This is a genomic window from Arthrobacter sp. 05T45 (assembly GCF_056395875.1).
In genome coordinates, this window is sequence record NZ_JBFTKI010000013.1 from 35,696 (window position 1) to 61,593 (window position 25,898).

The window sequence follows — 25,898 nt, forward strand, 5'->3', positions numbered from 1 at the left end:
GGTCAGAGATCCTTGCGGCACTGGGCGTGGCCGAGCTCGTAGAGTCCGTTCAGGTCGCCGGCGGCAAGCCCGTCCGGGGCTCCGATCTCGGGGTACATCAGCTGGGCCGGGTCATCGACATGCTCCAGGCCCATCACATGGCCGAGCTCGTGCAGGATCACGGCCGTGGCATAGGCGGCTCCCTCGGAGCGGTCCAGGTCTTCCGCGATTTGCGGGGCATCCAGCTCCAGGCTGCCGGTGACAAAGCTTTTGGGGCCGTCGCCGAAACTGAAGTGTGTGCTTCCGCCCGTGCCGATCACCGGGCCTTTGAGCTGCGGTGCCTGCTCCGGGGTGGTCCAGGCGATCAGCAGCGGCGCCCACCGGTCCCCGTAGAGATCCTTTTGGTAGGGCGCACGTGTGGACGAGGGGGCCTCGGACGTGGGGCCGTCATTGATGAAGGTGATTCCGGTGGCCTGCGAGATCGTCCTGATCGAGTCGTCCACGAGCCGCTCGGCACCCGGCGGGGCCAGGGCGGCATTGATGACGTAGTGCAGCGGGCGGCACGGCGAGTAACCCACCGGAGTGCCGTCGTCATTCGTTGCGAGGAACTTGTACGAGGTGCTGGCGGCCTCCGGTTTCCGGGCCGCGCCGAGGGGGTGGTCCTGCTCCTCGAGCCCGGGCGGGGGAGTGTCCGTCCGGTCTTCGCCGGCCGGCACGGCAGGCTGGCCGGATTTCTGGCCAGCCTGGGGCTGTGCCTGCAGGTCACTGCCTGCTTTGTTTTCTGCACTGTGCCCTGCGTTGTTCCCCGTTCCTCGGGAGACCTCGAAGAGGCCCGTGAACCTCGGATCGCCGTAGACGAGTCCGGCGGTGAGGAAGGCGCCGGCGGCGATCACCGCAGCGGCGGCGAGGTTCCTGATGATCCGCAGAGCGGTGGCTGGCCGGCTGTGCCGAGGTCCGCGGTCCCGAAATTCAGGGCCGTCCACTAGCCAACCACGGCGCCGAAGGCCATGCCCAGCAGGTACGTCACGCCCGCGGCACCCATGCCGATGGCCAGCTGGCGCAGGCCGCGGGTGGCGGGCGAGGTACCGGAGAGCAGGCCCACGACGCCGCCGGTAAGCAGCAGCGCCAAGCCGACGAGGGACGCGGAAACCACCAGTGCGGCGAGTCCTGTCATGCCCAGCAGGAAGGGAATGATGGGCACGATCGCGCCCGAGGCGAAGAAGCAGAAGCTCGACGCCGCCGCGCCCCAGGCGGTGCCGACCGCCTCGTGCTGGTCCTCGCTTTCGGGCAGTTCCGGACGCAGGGACAGGCTGGGATCGCAGTCGCAGTCCAACAGGCCCATCCGCTCCGCGACGCGGTGCTCGGCGGCCTCCCGGGACATGCCGCGGGCCAGGTAGACGAGGAGGAGTTCGTTGTGCTCGATATCGAGCAGCGGCGCCGCCGCCAACGTGATCTGGGTGGGTCGGGTCGCGGCGAGGAGCTCCCGCTGCGACCGCACGGAAATGAACTCGCCGGCCCCCATGGACAGTGCGCCGGCCAGCAGCCCGGCGACGCCGCTGAGGAGTACCACCTGGCTGCCCACGCCCGAGGCCGCCATGCCCATGACGAGGGACAGGTTGCTGACCAGCCCGTCGTTGGCGCCGAAGACGGCGGCGCGGAACGTTCCGGCCAGCCGGTTGCGGCCCCGGGTGGCCAGCCCGCGGACCACTTCTTCGTGGATCTGCTCGTCGGCGACCATGGCCGGGGTGGCGAACGATTCGGTGGCGTACGGGGAGCGGCTCTCCGCCCGCTGGGCCAGGGCCAGGACGAAGACCGAGCCGAAGTGCCGGGCCAGGAAGCCCAGGAACCGGCTCCGGAAGGAGGCATGCCGGTCCTTGCCGGCGTGATCGCCCAGCAACTGGAGCCAGTGCGCTTCATGGCGTCCCTCGGCCTCGGCCAGCGCCAGCAGGATGGCGCGTTCCTCCCCGGCGCGGTTCTGCGCCAGGTCCCGGTAGACGGCCGCCTCGGCACGTTCATCGGCGAGATACTGTCGCCAGCGCTTGATGTCCGCTGCGCTGGGCGCTGCGCTCGCGTCTGTTGCGGGCGACGGGCTCGGTGCGCTGACGGGAGCGGCAGTGGAGGGAGCCGCCCCGGGGCCAGCAGAGGCGTGCGGCGGGGCGGGGCGCGGGTCCGTATCGCGGACCGAAGAGGGCTGTGTCGGGTGGTGCTGCGAAGAATCGTTGCGGTCCGATTCGGTGTGCTGAGACACGAAAAACTCCTGGGTTTGGTCGGGCATGGTCCGGCCCCATTGCGACTCCAGACTACCCCGTATTTCCGCGCTTTTCCGGCTGGCAATCCTCAGTGGAAAGTTTAGGGAGGCCGTAACTGCCCTGCTCCGGCGGGCCCGCCCGCAGCCGCTTTCCGGCAGCAATTGTGGGCCCTTGACCGCCCGGGTCCGCGGTGTTCGAATGAAACCCAGGGCGGGCTCCCCGGGGCCCTGCCGCCACCGAAGCCGCATGGAGGTTGCATCATGGATAGCACCGCATCACATCCCATCCAGCCGGCCCGGGAGTCACTCGAGTCCGATCCCGCCTACGACTACGCCGAGGACGCGCCCGTCAGTGATGCCGCGGAGACCGAGGACGAGGAGCTTCTCGAAGAGGCTGACCGGCTCGTTCCCCTGGACGCGGAAGACTTCCTGGGGGACGAGAAGCCGGTGGTGCCCGTGGAAGGTGAGGAATTCCTTGCGCCGGAGGAAAATGAGTGATCCTCCCGTGGCCCGTTAAGTTGCCTAAAGGCCGACGGCGGCGCCCCCGAAAGGGGAGCGCCGCCGTCGACCTTTAACTCGCGGTCAAGACCCTGCCGGGCCTGGGCCCTAGTGCGTGAGGGCCGGGGCCTTTTCTTCCTCGGCCGCGTGGCCGGCGACACGCCGGCGCCAGTTCTGCATGACCGCGGGATCCGTCGGCTTGGTCAGCAGCGACACCGCGACGTAGACGACCGCGGAAGCCGCCAGGCCGTAGTAGATCGGCTCGTTGGCGTAGATGCCGTCCAGCGGAACCTCGGCGTTGATTTCCAGGATGATCATGGTGCCGAGCGTGATGACCGAGCCCACCGCCATGGACGCCGCGGCGGCGACGCCGGTGCCGCGCTTCCAGACCAGGCCGCCAAGGATGGCCACGAGCAGGCCGCCAACCAGGATGTCGTACGCAATGGTCAGGGCCGCGACAACGTCCTTGGTGACGATGGCGATCACGATTGCCACGATGCCCAGGCCCAGGACCCACATGCGGTTGGCCTTGACGTCGTGTTCCGGGTTGTCGGTGTCATCGGTGTTGACCGTCTTGCCGAACCAGCCGGCAACGAACGGCAGCACATCGGCGCGGGCCACGGTGGCGGCCGCGATCAGGGCGCCGGAGGCGGTGGACATCATGGCGGCGACGGCGGCGGCCAGCACGAGGCCGCCGATGCCGATGGGCAGCAGATGGGTGGCGACCTCGGCGTAGACGACGTCCTTGCCCAGGGCCTTGACGTCGATCTGCGGCAGGGCCACCCGGGCGCCGAGGCCGATCAGGGCGCCGGCTGCGCCGTAGAGGATGCAGTAGATGCCGGCCGTGGCGCCGCCCCAGCGGGCGACTTCAGGCGTCTTGGCGGTGAACACACGCTGCCAGATGTCCTGGCCGATCAGCAGGCCGAGGGTGTACACCACAAAGTAAGTGATGATCGTCTGGGCGCCGATGCCGTCGATCTGGAAGAAGGTGGCGTCCACCCGGCTGCGGATCCCGTCGAGGCCGCCGGCGGCGTTGAGCGTGAACGGCAGCATCAGGAAGAAGATGCCGACCGTCTTGATGACGAACTGGACCTGGTCGGCCAGCGTGATGGACCACATGCCGCCGATGGTCGAGTACACCAGCACGATTGCCCCGCCGACGGCGATCGCGAGGGCGCGGTCCCAGCCGAAGAGCACCACGAAGATGGTGGCGTAGGCGCCCGTGGAGGTGGCGCAGAGCATCAGCGTGTAGGCAAGCATGACGATGCCCGAGGTCTGCGTGGCGTTGCTGCCGTAGCGCAGGGTCAGCATCTGGGAGACGGTATAGATCTTCAGCTTCTGGATGGTGCTGGCGAAGAGCAGGCTCAGCAGCAGGACGCCGGCGCCGATTGCGACGACGAGCCACATGCCGGAGATGCCGAACTTGTAGCCCAGGCCCACGCCGCCGACGGTCGAGGCGCCGCCCAGGACGACGGCGGCCATGGTGCCGGTGTAGAGGAACGGACCGAGGCGGCGGCCGGCCACGAGGAAGTCGCTATTGTTCTTGGTGCGGGACTTGCCCCACCATCCGAACGCCAGCATGGCGGCCAGGTACACCACCACGATTGCGATGTTGACGAAAGTTGCGTCCATATAAAGGCTCCTTGGAGCTGGTTGACAGCGGATGCGGGCCTGCCGGGCCTCAACAGGGTGGTCGGCAAGGCTGCCGCTGCATGACGTGGGTAGAGGAGGATTTCCGTCGGAACCTCCGGTTTTGCCTTATAGGCAACACATGTTGCCCAGAAGAGTATGCTGTGACTCCGGTAACAGTCAAGACGCCGGGCGTGGTGCCGCCGCCTCCGCGTCACGAAGGCCCGCTCCCGCTAGGATTGCTCCAATGATGGGGCCAAGCGGCCGGCCGTGAAAGGTTCCTAAATGAAGGCACTACCAGTTGAACCGAGCAATGTTCCCGTTGCCATCGGTTCGCGGATCCGCGCCGCCAGGCAGTCCCAGCGGCTCACCATTGAACAGGTCGCAGACGCCACCGGGCTCACCAAGGGATTCCTGAGCCGGGTCGAGCGGGACCTGACCTCGCCCTCGGTTGCCTCCCTGGTAACGCTGTGCCAGGTTTTGTCCATCTCTATCGGCGACCTCTTCGCCGCCCCCGAAACGCACCTCACGAAGCGGAATGAGGGCCCTCGAATCTCCCTCGGCGGCGAGGGGATCGTCGAGCGGCTGCTGACCGCGCGCTCCGAGCGCCGCGTCCAGATCATCCAGGCCGTGATCGAGCCGCGCGGGCGCGGCGAGTCCGAACTCTATGCCGTGGACTGCGACGTCGACGTCCTGCATGTGGTCAAGGGCAGCATCCGCCTGATCCTCACGAATGAGGAATTCGAGCTCAGCACCGGAGACACCGTAACGTTCCCCGGCCGGGAACCCCACACCTGGGTCAATCCCACGGACGACGCCGTCGAGGTGCTGTGGGTGCTCGTACCCGCCGCCAGCCGCTGAGGGCATGAAAGCATCCGTAACCACCGCAAAAGTATCCGCACGGCGCACGCCGGAGATACACAGGACGAGCGGAAGCCGCTCGCGTCATCAACTGGGGGATCCATGAACCGCAACAACGTCTTTCTGTCCCTGGCCCTGGCCGCCGCGCTCGCGGCCGCCCTTGGCCTGAGCTCGTGCGCCGCCGCGGGCCAGCGGGCCGGCGAAACGGCAAGCGGCCCCGCCAGTGAAACCGCGGCCCCGGCGCAGCAGGAATCCGGCGCGCCCGCCACGACCGCCTCCTCCGCCGCTTCGGCCCTGCCCTCGCCCGCCCCGAGCGCCTCCGCTACCCCCGTCCCGGCCGCGCCCACAGCCACGGCCAGCGCGGTGGCCGGCGTGAAAACCTTCACCTTCCCGGACGGGCACCTCTCCTTCTCCTATCCGAGCGGCTGGTCCGTCCGGTTGGTGGGCTCGCCCGGGAACGCGGCCAAGCTGCGGGACGTGCAGGCGGTCATCGCCGACGCCACCGGCAACGAACTGGCTTCCGTCACCAGCAGCACCAGCGCCAGCAACGCTTCCGGCCCTGTGGCCCGCACCGTGCTGGACACCGCCCCGGTGCCGGGGCTGAAAGATGTGGACGGCGAGCAGCTGGCCTTCGGCTTCGCGTTCGATTCCCTCGCCGACCAGTCCGATTTCCACATGAGCGTCCGCAAGCAACGCGACTTCGCGCCCGCGGTCTCTGACTCCGGCTCCGCCTACGTCAGCTTCGCCAACGGCGGGGCGGAGGCCAAGGTGCTCTTCGGCAGCCCGGCGTTTGCCTCCGTCGACGCCGCCAAGGCCTGGATGACCACGGAGCAGTACAGCCAGCTCAAGCGCCTGCTGCTCACCCTCAAGTACAGCTGACGTCCCTTTCCTTGGTGAGATCGGCCCTGGTGAGATGTGCGTCACATCCTGGCAATCTGCCGGAAACGGCAATTTAATGCCCCGAGCCGGCACGTAACGTGCCCGCAAGAATGGGAAAGCCTTCCCGAAACACGCCGTGAGTAGCGTCAACGGCGGGGGGACGCTCGTCAGTCCCAAACGTCACATGGTCTCGCCGCATCGGCGCCCTCGGAGCGCCGGCACTCGAGGAAGGCTCCCGCTATGAAGTTCTCTGTGCTTGCAGTAGGAATGGCAACAGATCCGCAGGTCCTTGACCCCGGATCGACCGCGTGGATGCTCACGGCGTCCGCTCTGGTCCTCCTGATGACCCCCGGGCTTGCGTTCTTCTACGGCGGGCTCGTCAGAATGAAGTCCGTCCTCAACATCATGATGATGAGCTTCGGCGCCATGGGCGTGGTGGCCGTCGTCTGGGCCCTGTGGGGCTATGGCCTGGCCTTCGGTCCGGATGCGCTGGGCGGCTTCGTCGGGGATCCCTTCACCAACTTCGGCCTGAGCGGGCTGACCACCAGCATCGGCTCCAAGGCGGCAGGCCTGCCGGACATGATCTTCGTCGGCTTCCAGGCCACGTTCGCCATCATCACCGTCGCACTGATCAGCGGCGCGGTGGCCGAGCGCGTCAGGTTCGGCCCCTGGCTCCTCTTTGCCGCCCTTTGGGTCACGCTCGTTTACGCGCCGATCGCGCACTGGGTCTGGGGCGGCGGCATTTTCGGACCTACCGGCATCATCGGCAGCAAGATCTCGGCCCTCGACTTCGCCGGCGGCACGGTGGTCCACATGAACGCCGGCATTGCCGGACTGATGCTTGCCGTGGTTCTGGGCAAGCGGCTCGGCTTCATGAAAGACCCCAACATCCGCCCGCACAACCTGCCGTTCGTGATGCTCGGCGCAGGGCTGCTCTGGTTCGGCTGGTTCGGCTTCAACGCCGGCTCGGAACTCGCCGCCGACGCCACGGCCGCCCTGGCCTGGACCAACACGCTGCTCGCCACCAGCGCCGCCCTGCTGGGCTGGCTGCTCGTGGAGCGGCTGCGCGACGGGCATGCCACCTCGCTCGGCGCCGCCTCGGGAGCCGTCGCGGGACTCGTGGCAGTCACCCCGGCCTGCGGATTCATCGACCCCATCGGCGCCATCCTGATCGGCGCGATCGCCGGGGCCGTCTGCGCGCTCGCCGTCGGGCTGAAATTCAAGATCGGACTCGACGACTCCCTGGACGTCGTGGCCGTGCACTTCGTCGGCGGCCTGTGGGGGACCCTGGCCCTCGGATTTTTCGCGCTTCCGTCCACCAAGACGGCCGGCGGCCTGTTCTACGGCGGCGGCCTGGCGCAGTTCTGGCCACAGATTCTCACCGCCCTGATCGTCACGGCATGGAGCGCCGCCATGACCACACTGATTGGCTTCGCGATCCACAAGAGCATAGGCATGCGCGTTTCCGAAGCCGACGAGCTCTCCGGCATTGACGTGACGGAGCACGCCGAAACGGCGTATGAGCTCCTCATGGTCGGCGGCAGCTTCCACCCCGGTGACCCGCATGCCCGGACTGATGCGGCCGAGGCCCACGCGACGGCCCACGCCGGGACCCCGGCCGAAGCCCCAGCCGGGACCAAAGCCGAGGCCGAGGGTGAGGCCGTCCGCGGCAGGGTGTCGTCATGAAGCTCGTCACGGCGATTGTGCGGCCGGAGCGGGTCGCGGCCGTTAGCGCGGCCCTGGAGCGGGCCGGGGTCAACGGCCTGACCGTGAGCCAGGCCAGCGGCTACGGCCGGCAGCGGGGCCATACCGAGGTTTACCGGGGCGCCGAATACAGCTCGGACCTGCTGCCCAAGGTGCGGCTCGAAGTCCTGGTCGACGAGGGCGCCCTCGGCGCCGTCATGGCTGCCATTGAAGAGGGAGGGCGCACGGGCCGCTTCGGCGATGGCAAGATCTGGATTATCGAGGTGCGCGACGCCGTCCGCGTCCGCACGGGGGAGCGGGGCGCGTCGGCCATCGCCTGAGGTTGGTAAACAACTGATGCGCAATACGAAACTTCGAGTGTATGATGGCTGTCACAACCGTCGGTCAATCCTCGAAGGAGAGGCTTCTTTTGGAAGAGCTGCGCATCGAGGCCAATGGCAACCTTGGCCCCATCGATTCATCCCGCGTCCCACGCTACGCCGGGGCTGCCACGTATGCCCGCCTGCCGCGCCTGGACCAGGTGGCCAAGGCAGACGTCACGGTGGTCGGCGTGCCGTTCGACACCGGCGTCTCCTACCGCCCCGGCGCCCGCTTCGGGGCCAACCACATCCGCGAGGCCAGCCGCCTGCTCCGGCCGTACAACCCGGCCTGGGACGTCAGCCCCTTCGAGAACATCCAGGTTGCCGACGCCGGCGACATGGCGGTCAACCCCTTCAACATCAACGACGCCATCGAAACCATCCAGCAGAACGCCCTGGACCTGACGGCGTCCGGCAGCAAGCTCGTCACCCTCGGCGGCGACCACACCATCGCCTTGCCGCTGTTGCGCGCCGCCGCCGAGCGCGCCGGCGGCCCCATTGCCATGCTGCACTTCGACGCGCACCTGGACACCTGGGACACCTACTTCGGCGCCGAGTACACCCACGGCACACCCTTCCGCCGCGCCGTCGAGGAAGGCATCCTGGACACCGAGGCCATCAGCCACATCGGCACCCGCGGTCCGCTCTACGGCAAGAAGGACCTCGACGACGACCACCGCTTCGGCTTCGGCATCGTCACCTCCGCCGACGTCTACTACCAAGGCGTCCTGGAGACGGTCGCCAAGGTCCGGGACCGGATCGGCAACCGCCCGCTCTATATCTCCGTGGACATCGACGTACTTGACCCCGCGCACGCCCCGGGCACCGGCACGCCGGAAGCCGGCGGCATCACGAGCCGCGAGCTGCTGGAAATCATCCGCGGGTTCCGCGGCATGAACCTCGTCGGTGCCGACGTCGTCGAGGTCGCCCCGGCCTACGACCACGCCGAGATCACAGGCGTGGCGGCAAGCCACGTCGCCTACGAACTCGTAACACTGATGGCGGACCGCGCCGTCGAAGGGGACCGCTTCGGCGCCCCGAACGGCTACGCTGCCCAGGCCCTCGGCCAGGAATCCCGCCGACCCGCCGGCTTCAGCTCCTCTGTGGCTTCGCCGGTGGCTTCGCGATGACCGGCGTGCGCAACGGCGGGGACCTCGTCGTCGAAACCCTTGAGGCGCTCGGCGCCAAGACGGTCTTCGGCATCCCGGGCCAGCACGCCCTGGGCCTGTTCGACGCGATGGGCCGCGGGAACCTGCACTTCGTCTCCTCCCGGGTCGAGAACAACTCGGCCTTCGCCGCCGACGGCTACTCCCGCGCCACTGGCGAAGTCGGCGTGCTGTTCCTGTCCACCGGCCCGGGCGCGCTGACGTCCTTGGCCGGGCTGCAGGAGGCTTACGCCACCGGCGTTCCCATGGTGGTCGTGGCCAGCCAGATCCCGCTCGAGGGCCTTGGCGCCCGGCGCAAGGGCATGCTGCACCAGCTCGATGACCAGAAGGCCTCGGCCGCGAACGTCACCAAGTCCCAGCGGCTGATCCAGCACGCCTCCGGCATCCCCTCGGCCATCCAGGATGCCTGGACCGAGGCGATCTCCTCGCCGCAGGGCCCCGTGTGGCTCGAAATCCCGCAGAACGTCCTGCTGGACCCCATCATGGTGCCTCCCGTGGAGGACGCCCTCGCCGAAGCGGCCGACAACCCGCCCCGCGTGGAGCTGGTCCGCGAAGCCGTGAAATGGCTCTCGACGGCGGAACGTCCCGCCATCATCGCCGGCGGCGGCACCCGCCGCGGCCATGCCGAAAAGTCGCTGCTCTCGATTGCGGAGAAGCTGCGGGCGCCGGTCATCTGCACCCCGGGCGGCAACGGCGCGTTCCCGTGGAACCATGAGCTCTCCCTGCAGTCCTGGATCGAGGACCAGTACATGACGGAGGTGCTCGAGGACGCCGACGTGCTGATCGTCATCGGCTCCTCCCTGGGCGAGGTCACCTCCAACTACTTCACCTTTGAACCGCGCGGCCGGATCATCCAGATCGACGCCGAGCCCCGCGTCCTGGAGTCCAACCGCCCGGGACTGGGCATCCGGGCGGACGCCGGCCAGGCCCTGGCCGCCCTCGACGCCGCCCTGACTGAACCGCACGGCGAACGTGCCGACTGGCACGGCACGGCTCCCGAGGTACTCGTCAAGGACACCCTGGCCAAGGTCAAGGCCCGGCTCGAGTCCCAGGACCTCGGCAAGGAACTGAAGTTCATGGCCGACATCCGCGAGGCCGTTCCCGCGGCCATGCAGACGTTCTGGGACATGACCATCTCGGCCTACTGGGGCTGGAGCTGCTGGGATGCCCGCGACGGCCAGTTCCACTCCGCGCAGGGCGCCGGCGGGCTGGGCTTCGGCTTCCCCGCGGCGATCGGCGGCGCCGTCGGGCTCGAAACCACCGGCGCATCCGCCGGCGCACCTGCCGGACACGCCAGAGTGCTGGCCGTCTCCGGCGACGGCTCGGCGATGTACTCCATCTCCGAGCTCGCCACCGCCAAGCAGCACAACGTCCCGGTCACCTGGCTCATTGTGGACGACGGCGGCTACGGCATCCTGCGCGAATACATGGTCGGCGCCTTCGGCAAGGCCACGGCCACTGAGCTCGCCCGCCCCGACTTCGTCAAGCTGGCAGAGTCCTTCGGCGTCCCGGCCGTCCGGGTTGCCCCGGAGGACGTCGGGGACGCCCTGAAGGCGGGCTTCGCCGCGGACGGCCCCAACGTCGTCGTCGTCGAAACCCTGCTCCAGATGTTCGGCCCCACCCACCTGGCCACGTAGGCGCACCAACACCACAGCAGCACCGCTGCGCAGCGCGGACCGGCCGGGTCTGCCCCTCACCGCGAGGGGCAGGCCCGGCCGGTCCGCGTTTGCTATTTAAGGGTCTTCCGAGGCCGCGCGGCACCTCCCACGAGAGAGTTAGTTTCCCGAAGTAACCATTTTCGTATATAGTTGCCTAGGGCAAACAAAAGAGGGGTGTCCATCATGTCAGTTGAATCCAACGCTGCAGCCAGACTCGTCTACCAGATCTTCGATCTGCAGCGCGCGGTCCGTTGCGTTGCCGCCGCCAGCCTGCGGGGGCAGGACACCGGAGTGGCGCTTCAAGGCGTTCTGCGCTTTGTGGGGGAGGGCGAATCCCGGGCCACGCATCTTGCGGAGCGGCTCGGCGTCAGCGCCCCGGTCCTCAGCCGGCACATCGCCGACCTCGAAGAGCACGGCTATGTGGTCCGCCGGCCTGACCCGGAAGACGGCCGCGCGCAGCTGATCGCCCTGTCTGCCGCCGGCACGGAGAAACTGCGTGTCATCGAGGACCAGCGGACGGCCACCATCCAGGACCTGCTGCAGGACTGGAGCCAGGATGACGTCGAACTGACGGCGCGCACCCTCGAAAAACTTGCTGAGTCCCTCAGGACCTCAGCCCGGGCAACGACGGCCGGACCCACGAATACGACCGAAATTGTTGAGGAGTAGATATATGGCTAGCCACGCCGCCGCCACAGGGCCGTCCCCGGCCCCGTCGGACGTTCCGCAGGGGGCATCCCGCGCATCCCAGACCGCCGCAGAACCTGTGGCGATGACTCACCGCCAGATCATGGAGGCCCTCACCGGGCTGCTGGCGGCGTTCTTCACCGCCATCCTGAGCAGCACGATCGTCGCCAACGCGCTGCCCACCATCATGTCCGAACTCAAGGGCACCCAGACGGACTTCGCCTGGGTGATCACCGCCGCGCTCCTGGCCAACGCGGCAACCACCCCGATCTGGGGCAAGCTCGCGGACCTCTTCAACAAGAAGGTCCTCGTCCAGCTGAGCATCGTGATCTTCGTGGCGGGCTCCGTTATGGCCGGTTTGTCCGAGACCATCCCGCTGCTGCTGACCGCCCGTGTCATCCAGGGCATCGCCATGGGCGGCCTCACCGCCCTGGCCCAGGCCATCATCGGCTCCATGATTCCGCCGCGCGACCGCGGAAAGTACTCCGGCTACATGGGCGGCGTCATGGCCGTGGGCACGGCAGGCGGCCCGCTGCTCGGCGGCTTCATTGTCGACAGCCCGCTGGGGTGGCGCTGGACCTTCTTCGTCTGCGTCCCGCTCGCCGTGGTCGCGCTCATCCTGCTGCAGGTCACCCTCAAGATCCAGCACGTCAAGCGCCCCGCCAAGATCGACTGGCTCGGCTCCATCCTGTTGACCTCCGGCGTCAGCCTGCTGCTCATCTGGGTCTCCTTCGCCGGCAATCCCGACTACTACGACTGGTGGTCGTGGCAGACGGTCGCCATGGTGGGCGGCGGCATCGTGCTCCTTGGCCTGCTCGTGCTGGTGGAATCCAAGGTCGCCCAGCCCATCATCCCGCTCAAGATCATCTCTGAGCGGACCACCGCCCTCGCGATCCTCGCCTCGGTGGCCGTCGGAGTGGGCATGTTTGGCTCCTCGACCTTCCTTGGCCAGTACTTCCAGGTGGCACGCGGCGCCACCCCCACCGAGGCCGGCCTGCTCACGCTGCCCATGATCGCCGGCAACCTCATCGGGTCGGTCGCCTCCGGCATGCTGATCAGCCGCACCGGCAAGTGGAAGCGGTACCTCGTGGCCGGCGCCATCTTGCTGATCGGCGGCCTGGGCCTGGCCGGCAGCATGGACCACACCACTGACCTGTGGATGACCGGTATCTACACCGCCATCCTCGGCGTCGGCCTGGGCCTGCTGATGCAGAACCTCGTCCTCGCCGTCCAGAACACGGTCCAGGCCAAGGACATCGGCACGGCCAGCGCCTCTGTGGCCTTCTTCCGGTCCGTCGGCGGTGCGATCGGCGTCTCGGTCCTCGGCGCCGTGCTGGGCAACCGCGTCAAGGAGCTCGTCGTGGAGGGGCTGGCATCGGCCGGCATCCAGGTTCCCGCCGGATCCGCGGGGGCCAGCATGGACCTCAAGGACATGCCGGCACCGATCCGCGACATCATGCGTGCCGCCTACGGCGACGCGATCGCCGAGGTCTTCCTGATCTCCGCAGTCGTCGGACTCGTGGCGCTGGTGGCCATCCTGTTCATCAAGGAACGCCCGCTGCGCCGCACGGTCGACGTGCGGCCGGAACCCGCCGAAATCGCAGGGGACGCCCCGGATGCCGGGATGGCCGCGATGGCCGGTGCCACGGCCCCGGCTTTGGGGAACACGGGTTACACAGGGAACGACGCCGGCGAGGCAGCTTCGCCCGCCGGCGGAACCGGCATCGTTGACCTGGACCGGGAATTCATCGAGGTGCTCAGCCGGGAGCGCGCCGAATCCCGCTTCCCCGATGCCGCCCGCCAGCGGACCCGGACCTTGGTGGCCGAGGACCGGCCCGAAGCCGCCGACGTCGTACCTGTGATGCTCCAGACCCAGCGGCTCCTCGCGGAGCAGCAGCTGCTGCTGGCGGACGCCCTGCGCGCCGTGCACGAGCAGGCCGCCGAGCAGCGTGCGATCGCCGCGGAACAGGCCCGGGTTGCCGAGGAGCTCACGGCCCTGCGCCGGCAGCTCGCCAAGCAGCGCAAGATGCAGCGCGCGGCTGCCGACTACATCGCCACCCACGGGCGGCACCGGACCGAGTAGCGCCGGCTCACAGTACCGGACCGCAGAGGCTCCGCGGCCGCCCGAGCGGCGGCTGCGGGGCCTTCGTGCGGCGAGACGGTTGCGGGGGAGACCACAGCAGCCGCTTAAGTACGCCGTTTGGATGATATTGAGCTCCCGATGTTCCTCCCGGGCGAGGGTTTTCGTAGAGTTGGGTGGCTAAGGCTGTCGGTCCCATGGGCTAGTCTCCAATCAGCCTTCCAATAAACTTCACTATTTAGCTCTCCCATACTTTGCTCTCCCCATAATTTGGTCTCCCTATAATTCAGTCTTCGTAAGGACTCGTGGGCATGCTCGTTACCCTCATGCGGCGCTATTCCAAGCCGTATCTGCCATACATCGCGGCTGTGGTCATCTTCCAGCTGGCCTCGACCATCGCGGCTCTGTACCTCCCCAGCCTCAATGCCCAGATCATCGACGAGGGCGTCTCCCGCGGCGACACGGACTACATCTGGCGCACCGGCGGCGTCATGCTCGGCGTCGCGCTGATCCAGGTGGCCACCGCGATCGCCGGCGTCTACTTCGGCTCGAAGGCGGCGATGGCGTTCGGCCGGGACCTGCGCCGCGGCGTGTTCCGCAAGGTGAGCAGCTTCTCGGCACGGGACGTGAACCTCTTCGGCGCCCCCACCCTGATCACCCGGGGCACCAACGATGTGCAGCAGGTCCAGATGCTCATGCTCATGGCGCTGAACTTCATGGTGGCCACACCCATCATGTGCATCGGCGGGATCTTCATGGCCCTGCGCGAGGACCTCAACCTGTCCTGGCTCGTCTGGGTGTCCGTGCCCCTGCTCGTAGTCGTGGTGGGCTACCTCGTGGTCCGCCTCATGCCGCTCTTCCGTTCCATGCAGGAGAAGATCGACCGGCTCAACGGTGTCCTCCGCGAGCAGATCATCGGCATCCGCGTGGTCCGGGCCTTCGTGCGCGAACCCCACGAGGCCGAGCGCTTCGGCGCGGCCAACCAGGACCTCACCGACGTCTCGCTGAAGATCGGTTCCCTGTTTGTGCTGATGTTCCCCGCCATCGGCATGATCCTGCACATCTCCACGGCCGCCGTGCTCTGGTTCGGTGGCCAGCGCGTCGATGCCGGCGAGATGCAGATCGGCTCGCTGACGGCCTTCCTCCAGTACCTCCTGCAGATCCTGATGGCCGTCATGATGGGCACCTTCATGGCCATGATGATTCCCCGCGCCTCGGTCTGCGCCGACCGGATTGGTGAAGTGCTCGACGTCGAACCCTCCATCCACGAATCGCTCACCCCGGTGACGCCTGCGGCAAAGGCCGGCCGCGTCGAATTCCGCAACGTGACCTTCGCCTACCCCGGCGCCGAGGCTCCCGTGCTCAGCAACATCAGCTTTACGGCCGAGCCCGGACAGACCGTGGCGATCATCGGCTCCACCGGCGCCGGCAAGTCCAGCCTGCTGGCCCTGCTCCCGCGGCTCTACGACGCCGAGTCGGGCGAGGTCCTGCTCGACGGCGTCCCCGTCACCCAGCTGGCCCGCGCCGAGATCACGCAGCGCGTGGCCATGGTGCCGCAACGGCCCTACCTGTTCTCCGGCACCATTGAGCACAACCTGCGCTTCGGCAAGCCCGAGGCCACGGACTCGGACCTGTGGGAAGCACTGACGGTCGCCCAGGCCGCGGAGTTCGTGCGCGAAAAGAAGGGTGGCCTCGCAGCGCGGATCGCCCAGGGCGGCACCAACGTCTCCGGCGGCCAGCGGCAGCGGCTGTGCATCGCCCGCGCGCTCGTCACCGAACCCAAGGTCTTCCTGTTCGACGACTCGTTCTCGGCCCTTGACGTCGCCACCGACGCCAGGCTCCGCCGGGCGCTCAAGGCCAAGACGGCCGATGCCACGGTGATCATCGTCGGCCAGCGGGTGTCCACCATCGCCGATGCGGACCAGATCCTCGTGCTGGACAACGGCAGGATCGTGGATCGCGGAACACATGAGGAACTGTTGGAAAGCTCCAGCACCTACCAGGAAATCGTCGAATCCCAGCTGAGCGCGGAGGCAGTGGCATGAGCACCAACGAGAAAGTCTCCACCACGCCGGCCACCGCAGCCGGCCAGGCCGCTGCCGATACGGACGCCACCGACCTGATCGAAGATGACTTCATCGAGGAGGAGTACACGCCCGGCGAGGCCGACGGCGGCATGTTCGGCGCCGTGCCGGCCAAGAAGGCCCAGCACTTCTGGCCCTCGGCCAAACGGCTCATGGGACTGCTGAAACCCGAGCGCGCCGGCATCACCGCCGTGCTCGCCATGGTGACGGTCGCCGTCGTCCTCAACGTCATTGCCCCGAGGATCCTGGGCCAGGCGATGGACGTGATCTTCGCCGGAGTGGTCGGCAAGCAGCTCCCGGCCGGGGCCACCAAAGAACAGTTCATCGAAGGACTGCGCTCCCAGGGCCAGGACAACTTCGCCGACATGCTCGCCAAGATGGACGTCGTGCCGGGCGCTGGCATCGATTTTCAGAAGCTCGCGTTCCTCATCAGCGTGGTGCTGGTGATGTATTTCGTCGCCAACATCTTTCTGTGGCTCCAGGGCTATGTCCTCAACGTGCTGGTCATGCGCGTGGTGCGCACGCTGCGCGATGACACCGAGAAGAAACTCAACAAGCTGCCGCTGAACTACTTCGATACCCGCCAGCGCGGCGACATCCTTTCCCGTGTCACGAACGACGTCGACAACATCCAGCAGGCGCTCCAGCAGGCCTTCGCCCAGCTCGTGAACTCGGCCCTGACGGTCATCGGGATCGTGATCATGATGTTCATCGTGTCCTGGCAGCTGGCCCTGATCGCCCTCGTCGCCCTGCCGCTCTCCGGCGTGGCCGCCGGCATCATCGGCGCCCGCAGCCAGAAACTCTTCGCCGCCCAGTGGAAGAACACCGGTGAGCTCAACGGCCAGATCGAGGAATCGTTCTCCGGCCACGACCTCGTCCGCGTGTTCGGCCGCGACGCCGACATGCTGGCCCGCTTCGACGAACGCAATGAGGAACTCTACAAGGCCAGCTTCGGAGCCCAGTTCGTCTCCGGCATGATTATGCCGGTCATGCAGTTTGTCTCCTACCTCAGCTATGTCGGGATCGCCGTCGTCGGCGGGCTGCGCGTGGCTTCGGGCAGCATGAGCCTGGGCGACGCCACGGCGTTCATCCAGTACTCGCGCGAATTCACCCAGCCGCTGGGCCAGATGGCCGGCATGGCCAACATGCTGCAGTCCGGTGTCGCCTCCGCCGAGCGGGTTTTTGAATTCCTCGACGCCGACGAACAGGACGCCGAGACCGCCACCGAGCACCTCCCGGCGAAGACAGACGGGCACGTCGAGTTCAAGCACGTCACCTTCAGCTACACGCCGGACAAGCCGCTGATCGAGGACCTGTCCTTCACGGCCGAGCCCGGACACACGGTGGCGATCGTGGGACCGACCGGGGCGGGCAAGACCACCCTGGTCAACCTCGTGATGCGCTTCTACGAGCTCAACTCCGGCAGCATCACCCTGGACGGGGTGGACATCACCCGGCTGAGCCGTTCGGAGCTGCGCGCCAAGGTCGGTATGGTGCTGCAGGACGCCTGGCTGTTCGGCGGAACCATCTACGAGAACATCCGCTACGGCAAGCTGGACGCCACCGAAGAACAGATCCTGGCGGCGGCCAAGGCCACGTTCGTGGACCGCTTCGTCCGGGCGCTGCCGGACGGCTACAACACGGTGATCGACGAAGAGGGCAACAACGTCAGTGCCGGCGAAAAGCAGCTGATCACCATCGCCCGGGCCTTTGTGGCGAACCCGTCGCTGCTGATCCTGGACGAGGCCACGAGTTCCGTGGATACCCGCACCGAAGCCCTGGTCCAGAAGGCCATGGCGGCGCTGCGGACGGAGCGCACCAGTTTCGTCATCGCCCACCGCCTTTCCACCATCCGGGACGCCGACACCATCCTTGTCATGGAGGACGGGCAGATCGTCGAGCAGGGCCGGCACGCCGAACTGCTGGCCCTGCAGGGCGCGTACTACCGGCTGTACATGTCCCAGTTCGCCGGTGAGGACGCAGACTCTGCCGTGGCGGATTCCGCGGAGGACGCGACGGCGGTGCACAGCTGAGCGCCGCAGGCCCCGCCGGGAAGGGCGCAGCCGGCGGGAACGGGCCCGGCAGGGAGAGCGCAGGCACAGCCGCGGGCCCGGCCGGGAAGGGTGGACCCGCTGAGGAGAACACATCCACGGAGCCCTGGCGCCTCGAGGTGGAGGTGCCGATGCGCTGGAGCGATATGGATGCCTACGGGCACATCAACAACGTCCAGATTGTCCGGATCCTCGAAGAAGCACGGATCGCGGCTTTCGGCCCGCCCCGGGGTCCCGGGCTGCCGGGAACCGAACCGCTGGTGCCGCTCTTCAATGAAATTCCGGAAGGGACGCTGGCGCTCGTCGTCGAGCACAAGATCAGGTACGTCAGGACCCTTGAGTACCGGAACGTGCCCGCCGTCGTCCAGTTGTGGATCGGGGCGGTTAAGGGCGCCAGCTTCGACATCCACTACCTGGTGCAGGATCCCGTCACGCGGGAGGACTGTGTCCGGGCCACGAGCCATCTTGCCTTTGTGGACGAGGCAACCGGCCGGGTGTTGCGGCTGACGCCGGAGCAGAAGGACCGGATGGCTCCCCACACCCGCGCCCACCCGGTCCCATAGCCTCTGTTCCGGTTCCCGGCACGGCTCCTAGAATGAACAATCCCGACGCATAAGGAGGCGTGGTCGCCGTGAACATGGGCAAAGACATGCACAAGAACATGCATCACAACCTAGGCAACACCTTGCACCAGAACATCCACAAGCAGCACACCCGCAAGAAGAAGTGGAACGAACTCTCGCCGATGGCACGGTTCGGAACCATCTCCGCTGGCATCGTCCAACTCTCGCTGCTGGTCGCAGCCCAGACGGACATCAGCCGACGCCCGGCTGCGCAGATCCGCGGCAGCAAGGCCATGTGGCGGCTTGCCACGCTGGTGAATTTCATCGGTCCGGCCACGTATTTCACCTTCGGCGTGAAGCGCCGGCCCGGCGCGAAACCGGGTCTGCTGCCCGCCCGTCCATAATCTACTGGCCGGTAGTTTAGGGGCGGCGTTAAATGGGCGCGTTCAGTTTAAGCCTGTAAATTGAACGTATGACCCCAACCAAGAAGCCTGCCCTGCACCGCGCCCTCGGTATCTCCAAGGAGATTGAAGACGCGGCGTGGTTTGTGCTGGGCCCGGGGTTGCTCGGCAAGGCGTCCCCCCTGGACGGCCGCACCAAAACGTGGTCCGTCCAGGCTGCCGCGGAGTTGCTGGAACGCCTCGAACGGGGCGTTCCGGATCCCAAGGCGCCGATGATGACTAACCTGCGCCAGAACCTGGAAGACGCCACCCGCGGGGCGAAGCAACTGGCCGTGGAGCTACTCTTCCTCCAGTCCCTGCCGCTGGCCCACGAGGTCAAGTCGCTGAAGGTCAAACGGGCCCGCGTCGCCGAGGCGGCATCCTGGCTGGAGCCTGCCCTGGAGCTCCCCGACGAGCTCTACGCGGGCATGACGGACCACGGCGTGATCCGGGACCGCACCGCGGAATTCAACTGGACCATCTGGGACCACCTGAAATGGCTCTGCCGCTTCGTGCAGCATGTCGCACAGCGGCCGGCCCACGTCGTCCAGGCCGCGGTCAAGGATCCGCTGGCCTTCCACCGGCTGGTCGCCGGCACCCCGGATGACCAGCCGGCCATCCGCCGCAGCATTGAGTTCCTGGTCTGGCCCAGCTATTTCGAACCCGTGGTGGCCGATGTCGAACGGCAGGAGATCCGTGACGCTTTCGCTTCCCTCGTGGGTGGGGCCAAGGGGGACAGCGACGAGGACATTTCGGCGGACATCCACCGGATCCGCCTGCACCTGGACCAGCAGGCCGGGCAGCGGATCGACTGGTACTCACGCCAGCTGGTGAGCCAGTGGCGGAAGGTCGGCGACCCCGGCCGCCGCGCCTGGCTCCTGCGCACCCACCACGACAACGCCGAGCTGCTGGGCGAGTGGCGGGACGAGGAAGCGGTGACGCTCGACGTCGAACACCTCCGCCTGCTGGACCCCGGCGTCTCCGCGGGGCTGGTCCAGAATGCCGTTGACGAGGACTACAAGCACCTCGGCTACGTGGAGCGTGAGGACACCAAGACCGCAGTCTTCGCCTTCCTGACCGTCATGAAGCCGGGTGACCTTGCGCTCTACCAGAGCTCGGGCAAGGTCCGGATCGGCGTGGTCCTCGGCGAACCGGAGCATGCCAAAGACAACCGCCAGCTCCGCCGCAAGGTCCGCTGGTTCGATGAGGAACACGACGCCACCGGCCTGCCCCGCCACGTGCAGCGCCAGCTGACCACCTCCGGCAACATCGTGGACATCACCCGCGTGATCCAGGCGCTCGAGGCGCTGCTGCCGGCTGAAGCGGAAGCCGAGGACGGCGACGGCGCCGCGCCGGATGCCGCCGTCGAACCGGCCTGTGACGGGTTCCGGCCGCTGACGCCGGAGTTCGCCGCGTCCCTGCACATGGACCTGGAGCCGCTGCAGGAAATCGCCGAACTCCTCGAGGAGAACCGGCAGCTGGTGCTCTACGGTCCGCCGGGAACCGGCAAGACGTACCTCGCCAAACACCTCGCCGCCGAGCTCGCCGGCGACACCACGGACGAGCGGGTCAAGCTGGTCCAGTTCCACCCGTCGTACGCCTATGAGGATTTCTTCGAGGGCTTCCGCCCGGACAAGACGGACGAGGGACAGGTGTCCTTCAAGCTCGTGGCAGGACCGCTGCGCCGGCTCGCCGAGGAAGCGGCCAAGCCCGGCAACGAGAGCAAACCGTACTTCCTGATCATCGACGAGATGAACCGGGCCAACCTGGCAAAGGTGTTCGGCGAGCTGTACTTCCTGCTCGAATACCGCGACGACCGGATCTACCTTCAGTACAGCCCCAACGAGCCGTTCACCCTGCCGGACAATCTTTACATCATCGGCACCATGAACACCGCGGACCGCTCCATCGCGATGATGGACGCGGCCATCCGGCGGCGCTTCTCCTTCATCGAGCTGCACCCGAAGACGGAACCGGTGAAGGGCTCGCTGCTGCGCTTCCTCCAAGCCCGTGACCTGGACACGACCCCGGCCCTGCTGCTTGACGCTTTAAACGACGCGATCGACGAGTGGGACCGCGACCTCATGATCGGTCCCTCGTACTTCATGAAGAAGTCCGCGCAGACGCCTAAGGGCCTGCGCAGAATTTGGAAATACGAGCTCATGCCGCTGCTGGAGGAGCACTATCACGGGCAACTCAACCGCGCCCAGCTCGAGGAACGGTTCGGACTGGAACAACTCCTGGGCCGCCTGACGCATGCCTAGGCTGGCCGGAGACGCCATAGCACTGGACCGCAGTTCGTCGGAACGGGGAGCTGACCGCGGTTCGTCGGACCGGGAGGCCTCGGACCACCGGGGTTCATCCGGAGCCGGTCCGGCCGGGCGCGGTTCATCAGGCCGCGGTTCATCCGGACGCGGCGCGGCGGAGGCCTGCCGGCACATTGTCCTCGACGAACTCTCCGTCGGCGTCGTGGAGCGGCTTGATCCGGACACTGCCGCCTACGTCAACGCCAGCGGCCTGGCGAAGGCCTCGCCGATGGGCATGGGCCTGTACCGGGTCGAACCGGTGGGGACCGTCGGATCCGTGCGCACTCCCGCCGTTCAGCTGGAGGTGCGACCGAAAGGTCGGCTCGGGCTGAGCCGTTTGCTGTTCCTGCTCGGCTACGCGGGGGAACAAGGGTTCCGGGACGACTCTGTCGCCGCGGTGGAGCATGCCGACCTTTGGAGCGCCCTGGCCGAATCCCTGGCGCAGCTCGCTGACCGGGCGCTGAGCCGCGGCGTGCTGCAGGGGTATCTCATGGTGGAAGAATCCCTCCGGACCGTCAAGGGCCGGATCCGGATGTCGGACCAGATTTCCCGCCGGCCCGGCATGCTGGTTCCGCTGGAAGTCTCCTACGACGAGTTCACCGAGGACATCGCGGAGAACCGGATTCTGCGCGCTGCACTGGAACGGATGTCCCAGGTGCCGCGGGTTCGGCCGGAAGTCCTGAGCCGCCTGCGCCAGCTCAAGGGAAAGCTCGACGCCGTGACGCGCCTTCAGTCCGGCGCGCCGCTGCCGCAGTGGCGGCCCAGCCGGATGAACACCCGCTACCACGCCGCTCTTCGGCTCGCCGAACTGATCCTGCGGAACGCGTCGGCGGAGGCCGGCGACGGCAAGCAGCAGTCGGCGTCGTTCGTGGTGGACATGGCAAAGGTGTTCGAGGACTTCGTGGGGACGGCCCTGCGCGAAGCCATGGTCGCCTACCCCGGAGAAATGCGGTTGCGCTACAACGCCCTGCTGAACGAGGCCGTCCGCGACTCGGACCGCATTGTGGTGCAGCCCGGTGCCGTCCACTTCCTCGGCGGCCGGCCCGTGATGGTGTACGACGCCAAGTACAAGGCCGCGGCCGACATCGGCGCGTCCCTTTCGGGCGACCACTATCGGATGCTGGCCTACTGCACATCCTTGCGGGTGCCGACGGCGTGGATCGTTTACCCGGGAGCCGGGGAAATCAAGCTGCGCCGAATTCTCAATACCGACATCGACATTGTTGAGTTCCCGCTGGATCTGTCGCTACCGCCGTCGGAAATCCTGGCCGCCGTGGCAGATCTTGCCCAGCAGTCGTGGGGCGAAGTGCTCCGGCAGGCCAGTATCGACAGGTCCGCCGGCTAGGCGGATTCCTGCTGGTCGGCCACTGTCCGCAAATGTTCCAGGAGCGCCTTTTCCGGCTGGCCCGGGTTGTTGGCGACGTGCCACTGGAGTTTCTCCCGTACGTCAGCTTCTTCCGGGTTGGTGCCAGCCAGAACCTCATCAATGATCGAGGCCGCCTGCCGGCGCAGCGGCTCCAGATCCGGGTTCGCTCCGCGGAGCGGGCGGGGCCGGAAGCCGTGGAGCCTCGTGTGGCCGAGGCGACGGAACGGCAGAACTGTGGGGTCTGAATCTGTGGGGTCTGAATCTGTGGGGCTGGAATCTGTTGGCGCAGCAGCCGTTTCGGGCTGGTCGTTGGACATCAGCAAGTGCGGCATCGTGCGCTCTCCCGTGTTTGCAGTACGCGTTGGTACTGACCGAATAATGCCTATCGCCCCCGGAGTCGAATATTAGCTGAGGTCGTTCGGCCTGCACCGGAGGTGGGCCGCGCGACACGCGGGGCGTTTCTGCTCAGCGAAGGTCCTCAGGAGGGCTCGTCCCGGGACGGCTGTGCAGGACAGGACTGTGGAGGGGAGGGCCCTGGAGGAAGGCATCGAGGCGGAGCTCCAACGCCGATCGGTCCTTCAGTTCGCACTCCCACACGGTGAGGACTTCCCAGCCATCGAGTTCGAGCTGAAGCCGCTGGGCGGCGTCGCGGTTCCGGGTGCGGGTGCGCTTGGTTTCCCAGAACTCGGCGTTTGCCTGGGGTGCGTGCTGGCCCACCCGGCAGTCGTGGAAATGCCAGAAGCAGCCGTTGACGAAGATGACTTTGCGGCGGCCGGCGAAGACGAGATCGGGGTTGCCCGGAAGTTTGCCGCCGCCCGCGGTGCCGTGCAGGCGGTAGCGGTATCCCTTCGCGTGCAGCAGCCTGCGGACCAGCATTTCCGGCTTGGTGTTCTTGCCCCGGATCCTGGACATATTCCAGCTGCGCCGCTCCGGAGTCAGCTTGTCCGCCATTGTTTAAGTCTAGGCGGGTGCCAAGTCTTGGCGCCGGGCAACAGCCGTCGGGCAGCAGCCTCGGGGCGCGGGTCTGAAGCGAACCGGGGGGCGTCGGACCGGGGAACTGCGGGCCGGGGAACAGCGGGTCGGTAGCCGCCGTCGGGCGTTAGATTTCGCGCTCCGGGTGTTCGCCGAACTGGAAGTGGCGTCCGCTGAGCGACGTCGGCGTAATTTCGACGTAGAAGTCCTTCAACGTTGGAACCCACGGTTTCAGCCCGAGGGCCTCGGCGTCGGCGATATCCGCCGATTGGTCGAGCACGCGCGCAGTGCCGCGCAGGACTACTGACCATGCTTCGTCGGACAGGATCCCGTCGGTTTCGAAGAGCACCTTCGAGTTGATGGTGAGCTCGGCCAGTTTGTTTCCCGGGGCGGTGCGGAGGAACAGTTTCCGGCCGCTGGCCGCGTAGTTCACCGGGAAAATGTCGGGTTCTCCGGCCACAGTGACCACGAGCCTGCCGTGCTTTGTGCCCTCAATCAATGTCCAGGCTTGGTCGTCGTCAAGTGTGAGGATCGGATTGCCGTCTTCGTGTTCGAACATCATGGGTTCATTGTTCTGAATCAGGCCGTCGCTGGCTAGGGGCTAAAGGACTGGCAAGGGACTGCAGGGGTGTTCTGCCGGTCCGATGGGCGGGCACATGCTGCCTGTGGATAATTTTGACCGGCAAAATGTGATCTCGGTTACCCTTAAGCCACAAATTGGCTTCAATCGTCTTGATTTTCTATCGGGGGAGTAGCTGACCATGACCTCTCGCACTTCGCTTTCTGGTCCCTGGCGAGCCTGTGTGGTCGCTTGGGTGTCGATCTCCCTGATGTCGGCCACAGCGTGCAGCGGGGGTGGAACGCCGCCTCCCGGATCTGCACCGGCTGCTTCGCAGAGTCCCTCAGGGCCGGCCACCCCGAGCGCAACTCCGACACCTACTGCCAGCTACAAGCCCGCCGACGCGACCGGCAAGGCGCAGAACGTCCCAGTACCCGAGTTGCCGGAAGCTGCGAAGGCGGAGACGAAGGAAGGGCTGGAGGCGTTTGCGCGGTACTGGTTCAAAGAACTAAATTTCGCGTACGAGACTGGGACCTCGTCAGGGTTGGAATCCGTGACCTCCACTGGGTGCGAGTTCTGCTCAAACATCACGCGTTCATTGAAGACAAATTATGCGGAGGGCCGATGGCTGGTCGGCGGCCATATTGAGACGCCTTCACTTAGCACGACCTTTGAATCCCAGTCCGACGGCCAGTATCAGATTGCTGTCCAGGTTCAGCAGACGAAGATCACGTATTTCGACCCTGGCGGATCGGAATTCCGGAAACCGACGCCGCCATCAGATACAGGCAACGTAATGCTGGCGGCGTTCAAGAATGGCGCGTGGCAAATTACCGCTCTCCATCCGCTCCGGTGAGCGCGTCAGTGTTTCCAACCAGGCATAGAATTTTTAGGTTGCTCGCCGGCGGGCTACTCTGTGCGGGCTCCCTATCGCTACCCCTTGTTGCGATGGGTGAAGAGGGCGGCATTGATTCAGGATTCGGAAGCCAAGGGGTAGATGTTGGCGGTTGGAGACTGGATCCAGCCACGGGCAAATTTGTGGCCCTCCAGCCGGGTGCTACATTCGCAGACCCCTTCCAATACAAATACGAACTCCAATGCCATCTGGGCGGAGGCGACTTTGATGCGGATTGTCTTGCAGTCCTCGTCGATTGCAAGAACGGCCCCGGCGGCAAAGAAGGTATTCCGGTCGTTTGGCTGAAGGCGCCAGCTGGAATCGCGAACCCGACATGGTCATTTCACTCCGGCCCGACGTGCCTCTTCGATCCCCGGCCGGCGGATTTGCTGCCCAGAATTGCCGCAATGATCCAGAGGGAGTTCCAGCGGCTTCCGATAACTGCGGGACTGTCTACGGCCCAACCCAGCCCCAACACGCTCCGGGGCGCCGAGACCAATTTCTTCGCCAGCGCAGCAGATCAGCAGTTCGACATCACAATCCTGGCCCAGGCCGTCCACGTCACCGCTAAGCCGGTCCAGTACTCCTGGAGCTATGGCGACAGCACCTCTCTCGGCCCGCAAGCGGTGGCCGGCGGACCGCTTCCACAGGATCGCTGGGGCGAGAAGACCCTGACGAGTCACGTGTACACCCAGACCGGCGACTTCCCGGTGGTTTTGACGACGCATTTCCAGGGAACCTACTCCGTCAATGGCGGACCGCCGCTGCCCATCCCCGGCCAAGGGCAATTCAGCTCGCCGCCACAGACCGTCAGTGTCTGGCGGACGATCACCAGGAACTACGCAGACACGTGTCTGCAGAATCCCCGAGGCCAAGGCTGCCCGGGGGTCGCCCCGCCGCCGCCCTAGTCCGTG

23 protein-coding genes are annotated in these 25,898 nt (G+C 66.8%); 17 read left to right on the forward strand and 6 right to left on the reverse strand.

Annotation, left to right across the window (positions count from 1 at the left end):
• Nucleotides 1-2: 2 nt before the first annotated feature.
• Both AC1DGD_RS13495 and AC1DGD_RS13500 read right to left on the reverse strand, forming a co-directional pair.
• Nucleotides 3-962: a matrixin family metalloprotease gene (locus tag AC1DGD_RS13495; RefSeq protein WP_476857111.1), complete on the reverse strand. Its 960-nt coding sequence runs from the start codon at nucleotides 960-962 to the stop codon at nucleotides 3-5.
• Nucleotides 962-2,254, reverse strand: a complete 1,293-nt coding sequence (locus AC1DGD_RS13500; RefSeq protein WP_476857112.1) for a VIT1/CCC1 transporter family protein — start codon at nucleotides 2,252-2,254, stop codon at nucleotides 962-964. The genes AC1DGD_RS13495 and AC1DGD_RS13500 overlap by 1 nt, the downstream gene beginning before the upstream one ends.
• 234 nt (nucleotides 2,255-2,488) lie before the next feature.
• Here AC1DGD_RS13500 and AC1DGD_RS13505 point away from each other — a divergent pair, with 234 nt between their 5' ends.
• Entirely contained in the window at nucleotides 2,489-2,725 is a 237-nt protein-coding gene (locus tag AC1DGD_RS13505; RefSeq protein ID WP_079550403.1) for a hypothetical protein, read from the forward strand.
• Nucleotides 2,726-2,833: 108 nt separating this feature from the next.
• Here the strand turns inward: AC1DGD_RS13505 and AC1DGD_RS13510 are convergent, their stop codons facing one another.
• Complete coding sequence (locus tag AC1DGD_RS13510) at nucleotides 2,834-4,357, reverse strand: sodium:solute symporter family protein (protein WP_476857113.1); 1,524 nt, start codon at nucleotides 4,355-4,357, stop codon at nucleotides 2,834-2,836.
• Nucleotides 4,358-4,639: 282 nt separating this feature from the next.
• Between AC1DGD_RS13510 and AC1DGD_RS13515 the strand changes: the two genes are divergently transcribed.
• The 14 genes from AC1DGD_RS13515 (at nucleotide 4,640) to AC1DGD_RS13580 (ending at nucleotide 22,537) form a co-directional block, all read left to right on the forward strand.
• The gene (locus AC1DGD_RS13515) at nucleotides 4,640-5,215 is read left to right on the forward strand and encodes a helix-turn-helix domain-containing protein (RefSeq protein WP_116768469.1); all 576 of its coding nucleotides are present in this window, start codon (nucleotides 4,640-4,642) and stop codon (nucleotides 5,213-5,215) included.
• Between the two features lie 102 nt (nucleotides 5,216-5,317).
• Complete coding sequence (locus tag AC1DGD_RS13520) at nucleotides 5,318-6,094, forward strand: hypothetical protein (protein ID WP_476857114.1); 777 nt, start codon at nucleotides 5,318-5,320, stop codon at nucleotides 6,092-6,094.
• A gap of 240 nt (nucleotides 6,095-6,334) precedes the next feature.
• On the forward strand, nucleotides 6,335-7,780 hold the full coding sequence (locus AC1DGD_RS13525; protein WP_476857115.1) for an ammonium transporter: 1,446 nt from the start codon (nucleotides 6,335-6,337) through the stop codon (nucleotides 7,778-7,780).
• On the forward strand, nucleotides 7,777-8,118 hold the full coding sequence (locus tag AC1DGD_RS13530) for a P-II family nitrogen regulator (RefSeq protein ID WP_230007931.1): 342 nt from the start codon (nucleotides 7,777-7,779) through the stop codon (nucleotides 8,116-8,118). The genes AC1DGD_RS13525 and AC1DGD_RS13530 overlap by 4 nt, the downstream gene beginning before the upstream one ends.
• Nucleotides 8,119-8,207: 89 nt before the next feature.
• A complete protein-coding gene (speB, locus tag AC1DGD_RS13535) occupies nucleotides 8,208-9,287 on the forward strand; it encodes an agmatinase (protein ID WP_476851378.1) in 1,080 nt (359 codons plus the stop codon).
• The gene (locus tag AC1DGD_RS13540) at nucleotides 9,284-10,960 is read left to right on the forward strand and encodes a thiamine pyrophosphate-binding protein (RefSeq protein ID WP_476851379.1); all 1,677 of its coding nucleotides are present in this window, start codon (nucleotides 9,284-9,286) and stop codon (nucleotides 10,958-10,960) included. The genes speB and AC1DGD_RS13540 overlap by 4 nt, the downstream gene beginning before the upstream one ends.
• Nucleotides 10,961-11,164: 204 nt before the next feature.
• Nucleotides 11,165-11,650, forward strand: a complete 486-nt coding sequence (locus tag AC1DGD_RS13545; protein WP_079550568.1) for a MarR family winged helix-turn-helix transcriptional regulator — start codon at nucleotides 11,165-11,167, stop codon at nucleotides 11,648-11,650.
• Nucleotides 11,651-11,753: 103 nt separating this feature from the next.
• Nucleotides 11,754-13,751, forward strand: a complete 1,998-nt coding sequence (locus AC1DGD_RS13550) for an MDR family MFS transporter (RefSeq protein ID WP_476857146.1) — start codon at nucleotides 11,754-11,756, stop codon at nucleotides 13,749-13,751.
• A gap of 308 nt (nucleotides 13,752-14,059) precedes the next feature.
• Nucleotides 14,060-15,793: an ABC transporter ATP-binding protein gene (locus AC1DGD_RS13555; protein WP_476857116.1), complete on the forward strand. Its 1,734-nt coding sequence runs from the start codon at nucleotides 14,060-14,062 to the stop codon at nucleotides 15,791-15,793.
• Entirely contained in the window at nucleotides 15,790-17,865 is a 2,076-nt protein-coding gene (locus tag AC1DGD_RS13560; RefSeq protein WP_476857117.1) for an ABC transporter ATP-binding protein, read from the forward strand. The genes AC1DGD_RS13555 and AC1DGD_RS13560 overlap by 4 nt, the downstream gene beginning before the upstream one ends.
• Nucleotides 17,866-18,014: 149 nt before the next feature.
• Nucleotides 18,015-18,446: an acyl-CoA thioesterase gene (locus AC1DGD_RS13565; RefSeq protein WP_476857118.1), complete on the forward strand. Its 432-nt coding sequence runs from the start codon at nucleotides 18,015-18,017 to the stop codon at nucleotides 18,444-18,446.
• 59 nt (nucleotides 18,447-18,505) lie between these two features.
• Nucleotides 18,506-18,850: a hypothetical protein gene (locus AC1DGD_RS13570; protein ID WP_476857119.1), complete on the forward strand. Its 345-nt coding sequence runs from the start codon at nucleotides 18,506-18,508 to the stop codon at nucleotides 18,848-18,850.
• 68 nt (nucleotides 18,851-18,918) lie between these two features.
• Complete coding sequence (locus AC1DGD_RS13575; protein ID WP_476857120.1) at nucleotides 18,919-21,150, forward strand: McrB family protein; 2,232 nt, start codon at nucleotides 18,919-18,921, stop codon at nucleotides 21,148-21,150.
• Nucleotides 21,143-22,537 (forward strand): 5-methylcytosine restriction system specificity protein McrC, encoded by a 1,395-nt coding sequence (locus tag AC1DGD_RS13580; protein WP_476857121.1) that lies wholly within the window; start codon nucleotides 21,143-21,145, stop codon nucleotides 22,535-22,537. The genes AC1DGD_RS13575 and AC1DGD_RS13580 overlap by 8 nt, the downstream gene beginning before the upstream one ends.
• On the opposite strand, the gene AC1DGD_RS13585 is transcribed toward AC1DGD_RS13580, so the two are convergent.
• The 3 genes from AC1DGD_RS13585 to AC1DGD_RS13595 all read right to left on the reverse strand — a co-directional run bounded on the left by AC1DGD_RS13585 (nucleotide 22,534) and on the right by AC1DGD_RS13595 (nucleotide 24,092).
• Nucleotides 22,534-22,875, reverse strand: coding sequence for a hypothetical protein (locus tag AC1DGD_RS13585; protein ID WP_476857122.1), 342 nt, complete (start codon nucleotides 22,873-22,875; stop codon nucleotides 22,534-22,536). The genes AC1DGD_RS13580 and AC1DGD_RS13585 overlap by 4 nt on opposite strands.
• A gap of 148 nt (nucleotides 22,876-23,023) precedes the next feature.
• Entirely contained in the window at nucleotides 23,024-23,509 is a 486-nt protein-coding gene (locus AC1DGD_RS13590) for a very short patch repair endonuclease (protein ID WP_476857123.1), read from the reverse strand.
• A gap of 148 nt (nucleotides 23,510-23,657) precedes the next feature.
• On the reverse strand, nucleotides 23,658-24,092 hold the full coding sequence (locus tag AC1DGD_RS13595) for a pyridoxamine 5'-phosphate oxidase family protein (RefSeq protein WP_223915503.1): 435 nt from the start codon (nucleotides 24,090-24,092) through the stop codon (nucleotides 23,658-23,660).
• Nucleotides 24,093-24,360: 268 nt separating this feature from the next.
• Here AC1DGD_RS13595 and AC1DGD_RS13600 point away from each other — a divergent pair, with 268 nt between their 5' ends.
• A complete protein-coding gene (locus AC1DGD_RS13600; protein WP_476857147.1) occupies nucleotides 24,361-24,945 on the forward strand; it encodes a DUF6318 family protein in 585 nt (194 codons plus the stop codon).
• Between the two features lie 92 nt (nucleotides 24,946-25,037).
• Complete coding sequence (locus AC1DGD_RS13605; RefSeq protein ID WP_476857124.1) at nucleotides 25,038-25,892, forward strand: hypothetical protein; 855 nt, start codon at nucleotides 25,038-25,040, stop codon at nucleotides 25,890-25,892.
• Nucleotides 25,893-25,898: the final 6 nt, after the last annotated feature.

What these genes read in the sequence shown, in the direction of transcription:
- AC1DGD_RS13595 (WP_223915503.1), bottom strand. Translation starts at nt 24,092, where the DNA reads ATGATGTTCGAACACGAAGACGGCAATCCGATCCTCACACTTGACGAC.
- AC1DGD_RS13520 (WP_476857114.1), top strand. Translation starts at nt 5,318, where the DNA reads ATGAACCGCAACAACGTCTTTCTGTCCCTGGCCCTGGCCGCCGCGCTC.
- AC1DGD_RS13500 (WP_476857112.1), bottom strand. Translation starts at nt 2,254, where the DNA reads ATGCCCGACCAAACCCAGGAGTTTTTCGTGTCTCAGCACACCGAATCG.
- AC1DGD_RS13530 (WP_230007931.1), top strand. Translation starts at nt 7,777, where the DNA reads ATGAAGCTCGTCACGGCGATTGTGCGGCCGGAGCGGGTCGCGGCCGTT.
- AC1DGD_RS13575 (WP_476857120.1), top strand. Translation starts at nt 18,919, where the DNA reads ATGACCCCAACCAAGAAGCCTGCCCTGCACCGCGCCCTCGGTATCTCC.
- AC1DGD_RS13600 (WP_476857147.1), top strand. Translation starts at nt 24,361, where the DNA reads ATGTCGGCCACAGCGTGCAGCGGGGGTGGAACGCCGCCTCCCGGATCT.
- AC1DGD_RS13540 (WP_476851379.1), top strand. Translation starts at nt 9,284, where the DNA reads ATGACCGGCGTGCGCAACGGCGGGGACCTCGTCGTCGAAACCCTTGAG.
- AC1DGD_RS13510 (WP_476857113.1), bottom strand. Translation starts at nt 4,357, where the DNA reads ATGGACGCAACTTTCGTCAACATCGCAATCGTGGTGGTGTACCTGGCC.
- AC1DGD_RS13555 (WP_476857116.1), top strand. Translation starts at nt 14,060, where the DNA reads ATGCTCGTTACCCTCATGCGGCGCTATTCCAAGCCGTATCTGCCATAC.
- AC1DGD_RS13560 (WP_476857117.1), top strand. Translation starts at nt 15,790, where the DNA reads ATGAGCACCAACGAGAAAGTCTCCACCACGCCGGCCACCGCAGCCGGC.
- AC1DGD_RS13525 (WP_476857115.1), top strand. Translation starts at nt 6,335, where the DNA reads ATGAAGTTCTCTGTGCTTGCAGTAGGAATGGCAACAGATCCGCAGGTC.
- AC1DGD_RS13590 (WP_476857123.1), bottom strand. Translation starts at nt 23,509, where the DNA reads ATGGCGGACAAGCTGACTCCGGAGCGGCGCAGCTGGAATATGTCCAGG.
- AC1DGD_RS13585 (WP_476857122.1), bottom strand. Translation starts at nt 22,875, where the DNA reads ATGTCCAACGACCAGCCCGAAACGGCTGCTGCGCCAACAGATTCCAGC.
- AC1DGD_RS13565 (WP_476857118.1), top strand. Translation starts at nt 18,015, where the DNA reads ATGCGCTGGAGCGATATGGATGCCTACGGGCACATCAACAACGTCCAG.
- AC1DGD_RS13550 (WP_476857146.1), top strand. Translation starts at nt 11,754, where the DNA reads ATGACTCACCGCCAGATCATGGAGGCCCTCACCGGGCTGCTGGCGGCG.
- AC1DGD_RS13580 (WP_476857121.1), top strand. Translation starts at nt 21,143, where the DNA reads ATGCCTAGGCTGGCCGGAGACGCCATAGCACTGGACCGCAGTTCGTCG.
- AC1DGD_RS13505 (WP_079550403.1), top strand. Translation starts at nt 2,489, where the DNA reads ATGGATAGCACCGCATCACATCCCATCCAGCCGGCCCGGGAGTCACTC.
- AC1DGD_RS13605 (WP_476857124.1), top strand. Translation starts at nt 25,038, where the DNA reads ATGGGTGAAGAGGGCGGCATTGATTCAGGATTCGGAAGCCAAGGGGTA.
- AC1DGD_RS13545 (WP_079550568.1), top strand. Translation starts at nt 11,165, where the DNA reads ATGTCAGTTGAATCCAACGCTGCAGCCAGACTCGTCTACCAGATCTTC.
- AC1DGD_RS13515 (WP_116768469.1), top strand. Translation starts at nt 4,640, where the DNA reads ATGAAGGCACTACCAGTTGAACCGAGCAATGTTCCCGTTGCCATCGGT.